5 protein-coding genes are annotated in these 3261 nt (G+C 72.3%); 1 reads left to right on the top strand and 4 read right to left on the bottom strand.

The features are described 5' to 3' along the window. Positions 1 to 378: tyrosine-protein phosphatase (locus IE312_RS40390; RefSeq protein WP_229899879.1), on the top strand; the 378-nt coding region annotated here is incomplete at its 5' end. 14 nt (positions 379 to 392) lie between these two features. On the opposite strand, the gene IE312_RS16460 is transcribed toward IE312_RS40390, so the two are convergent. From IE312_RS16460 to IE312_RS40385, 4 genes are all read right to left on the bottom strand, one after another. Beyond that, positions 393 to 515, bottom strand: a complete 123-nt coding sequence (locus IE312_RS16460) for a DUF6126 family protein (protein ID WP_189982465.1) — start codon at positions 513 to 515, stop codon at positions 393 to 395. Continuing rightward, the gene (locus IE312_RS16455; RefSeq protein ID WP_189982463.1) at positions 512 to 1141 is read right to left on the bottom strand and encodes a helix-turn-helix domain-containing protein; all 630 of its coding nucleotides are present in this window, start codon (positions 1139 to 1141) and stop codon (positions 512 to 514) included. Before IE312_RS16455 ends, IE312_RS16460 begins: the two co-directional genes overlap by 4 nt. A 125-nt stretch (positions 1142 to 1266) precedes the next feature. Then, positions 1267 to 2652, bottom strand: a complete 1386-nt coding sequence (locus IE312_RS16450) for an aspartate aminotransferase family protein (RefSeq protein ID WP_189982461.1) — start codon at positions 2650 to 2652, stop codon at positions 1267 to 1269. Continuing rightward, on the bottom strand, positions 2649 to 3261 hold a 613-nt coding region (locus tag IE312_RS40385; RefSeq protein ID WP_306419751.1), incomplete at its 5' end, for a transketolase C-terminal domain-containing protein. The genes IE312_RS40385 and IE312_RS16450, both read right to left, overlap by 4 nt.

Here is a 3261-nt window from a genome sequence, read left to right as displayed (position 1 = left end):
CGGGTGCTGCACGCGCTCGCCGACGACAGCGTGCCCGCGTTGATGCACTGCGCGGCCGGCAAGGACCGCGCGGGCATCTCGATCGCGGTGACGCTGCTCGCCCTCGGGGTGGAGCGGGAGGCGATCGTCGCGGACTACCTGGAGTCGGCCGCCGGGCACCGGCGCTACAAGGTCCGCCGCAGCGGCAGCGCCGACACCGCGTACACGCCGGAGGTGATGGAGCTGCTCGACCCGCTCTTCGACGCCCGCGCCGAATACCTCCACGCGGCCTTCGCGAGCATCGAGGAGAGGTGGGGCGACGTGGACACCTACCTGGCACAGGGCCTGGGCCTCTCAGCCGAGTCCCGCGACCGGCTGCGCGAGCGCCTGCTGGACTGACCCGGCCGCCGGTGTCAGCCCTTGGCTCCCACCGCGAACAGCAGGTAGAGGAACGCGGCCAGGACGTGCCCGAGGGCGATGTAGATGATCAGCCGGATCCACAGGGAACGGGGGAACTTGGTCTCGTAGTTGCTCATGGCAGTTCTCCGGTCGGCGGGCCCAGGCACAGCGTGGCCGTGGGGCTCTGCAGCAGGGTGTGGACGAACAGCAGCTCCACGCCGTCGTGGTCCTCGGCGGCGAGGCGGTGCGGGGTGAGCGAGTCGAAGTGCGCGCTGTCGCCGGATCCGAGCAGGTGGGCGGTGTCCCCGAGTCGCAGCCGCAGCCGCCCGGCGAGGACGTAGAGCCACTCCTCACCGGGGTGGACGCGCACGATGTCGCCCTGTGAGCCGTACGGCACCCGTACCCGCAGGGCCTGCATCCCGCGGCCGGGTGCGCCGGCCTGGAGGTAGGTCCAGCCGCCCGCCCGCGTGGGCTCCATGTCGGCGGCCCGCACGATCGCGTCCCGTTCGGCGACCGTCTCGCCGAGCAGCTCGGAGACCGTCGTACCGTAGACACGGGCCAGCGCGAGGAGCATCGGCAGCGAGGGCTGGCGGTGGCCGGTCTCCAGGCGGGACAGGTGGGCCGGCGAGAGCCCGGCGGCGCGGGCGGCGGCCTCCAGCGTGAGCCCGGCGCGCCGGCGCAGGGCGCGCAGCTGCGGCGCGACGGCCGGCAGGCCGTCCTCGGGGGCCGGGCCCGGCGGCGGGGCGGCGTCTGGGGCGTTCATGCCTCCATTGAGCCCCACTTTTGCCCCTGGGGCAATTTTCTTGCCTCACAGGCAAAAGCGGTCGGACTCATCGCGCCGCCCGGGCCTCCGCGCAGCCGAAGCCGCCGCGCCGCCCGGCGTCGCCGTCAGCGGTTCGCCACCGCCTGCTTGATCAAGGTCTTGCCGAAGTCCCACATCAGGCCGCCGCCGCTGTGCGCGTCGTCCATCACCGCGGTGAAGGCGTCCACGAACCGCTCCACGTCCGCCTCGTCGACGATCAGCGGCGGGATCAGCTTGATCACCTCCAGGTGGTCGCCGGAGACCTGGGTGAGGATGCGGTGCTTCTGCAGCAGCGGTACGACGACCATCTGCGCGAACAGGCCCTTGCGGGCCGCCTGGAGCATGCTCCAGCGGCTGCGCAGCTTCAGCGAGGACGGCTTGCCGAACTCGATGCCGATCATCAGGCCCCGGCCGCGGACGTCGGCGAGCAGCTCGTACGTGCCGACCAGCGCGGTCAGCCGGGACTTCAGCAGCTCACCCGTGCGGCGCACCCCGGCGACGATCTGCTCGTTCTCCATGACCGACAGCACGGCGAGCCCGCACGCCATCGCCTGGGCGTTGGAGCCGAAACTCGCCGAGTGCACCAGCACCCGGTCCATGGACGAGTAGACCTTCTTGAAGATCCATTCCTTGCCGAGGGTGGCACCGACGGGCACGTAGCCGCCGGACAGGGCCTTCGCCACGCACACCAGGTCCGGTTCGACGCCGTCCTCGTGCTGGTAGGCGTAGAAGTCCCCGGTGCGGCCGAGGCCGGTCTGCACCTCGTCGGCGATGAGCAGCGCCTTGTGCCGGTGCAGCAGTTCCTGCGCGGCCCGCAGGTAGCCGGGCGGCGCCTCGTGCACGCCCTTGCCCTGGATCGGCTCCACGATCAGCGCGGCGACGTCGCCCTTCTTCAGTTCCCGTGCCAGCGCGTCGAGATCACCGAGCGGTACGGGGGTGTCGGGCAGCAGCGGTGCGAAGCCGTCGCGGAAGCCGCTCTCGCCGTTGACCGACAGGGAACCGGTGGTCAGGCCGTGGAAGGCGTGGTCGCAGTAGAGGACGCGCGGCCTGCCGGTGGCGTACCGGGCGAACTTCAGGGCCGTCTCGACCGCCTCGGTGCCGCTGTTGCCGAAGAACACCCGGTCCAGGTGCGGGCTGTGGGCCAGCAGCCGCTCGGCGAGCAGGCCGGGCAGCGGCTGGCAGTCGAAGCGGGTGAGGTCGGCGAGGTCCAGGTCCAGGACGTCGTGCAGCGCCTTGCGGACGACCGGGTGGTGGCGGCCCAGGCCCATCACCCCGAACCCGGCGAGCATGTCCAGGTAGTCGTTGCCCTCCGCGTCGAAGAAGTGGGCGCCCTCGGCCCGCTCGTAGACCTTGTCGAAGCCGATGGTGTGCAGCATGCGCGGGAGCTGCGGGTTGAGGTGCTTCGCGTGCAGCTCGTAGCGTTCGGCTCCGCGCTCGGCGAGCAGGGCGCCGAGGTCGAACTCGGTGGTCATTCACTCTCCTTGACGGTGCCGTCGGCGTCCTCGACGTCCTTGACGGCCAGACTCCCACTGATCCGCCCGGCGATCTCCACCGGCGTGAGGCCGATGTCGGCGAGGACCTCGCTGCGTTTGGCGTGCGCGAGGAACTGCTCCGGGATGCCGAAGCGCCGGACCGGCACGTCCACGTCGGCGTCGCCCAGGGCCAGCGCCACCGCCGAACCCACGCCCGCGGAACGGCTGTTGTCCTCCACCACGGCCACCAGGCGGTGCCCGGCCGCCAGGCCCGGCAGCGCGGGGTCGACGGGCTTGACCCAGCGCGGGTCCACCACCGTGCAGCCGATCCCGCGGGCCTGGAGCAGCTCGGCGGCCTGCAGGCACACCGGGGCCATCACGCCGACGGCCACCAGCAGCACCTCGGGGCGGGCAGAGCGGTGCAGGACGTCCATCCCGCCGACCCGGTCGAGCGCCGGGACGTTCGGGCCGGCGGACTCCTTCGGGAAACGGACCAGGGTGGGGGCGTCGTCCACGGCGACCGCCTCGCGCAGCTGGGCGCGCAGCTGGTCGGCGTCGCGCGGGGCGGCGATCCTGAGGCCGGGGACGACCTGGAGGACGGACATGTCC

Origin of the sequence: Streptomyces capoamus (assembly GCF_014654935.1) — a bacterium.
In the GTDB taxonomy this organism is placed as follows: Bacteria; Actinomycetota; Actinomycetes; order Streptomycetales; family Streptomycetaceae; genus Streptomyces; species Streptomyces capoamus.
The sequence above is the reverse complement of the archived record's forward strand: the minus strand, read 5'-3'. Positions and strand labels throughout refer to the sequence as shown.

Excerpts from the sequence above, each read along its gene's own strand:
- IE312_RS16460 (WP_189982465.1), bottom strand. The coding sequence starts at position 515 with ATGAGCAACTACGAGACCAAGTTCCCCCGTTCCCTGTGGATCCGGCTG.
- IE312_RS16455 (WP_189982463.1), bottom strand. The coding sequence starts at position 1,141 with ATGAACGCCCCAGACGCCGCCCCGCCGCCGGGCCCGGCCCCCGAGGAC.
- IE312_RS16450 (WP_189982461.1), bottom strand. The coding sequence starts at position 2,652 with ATGACCACCGAGTTCGACCTCGGCGCCCTGCTCGCCGAGCGCGGAGCC.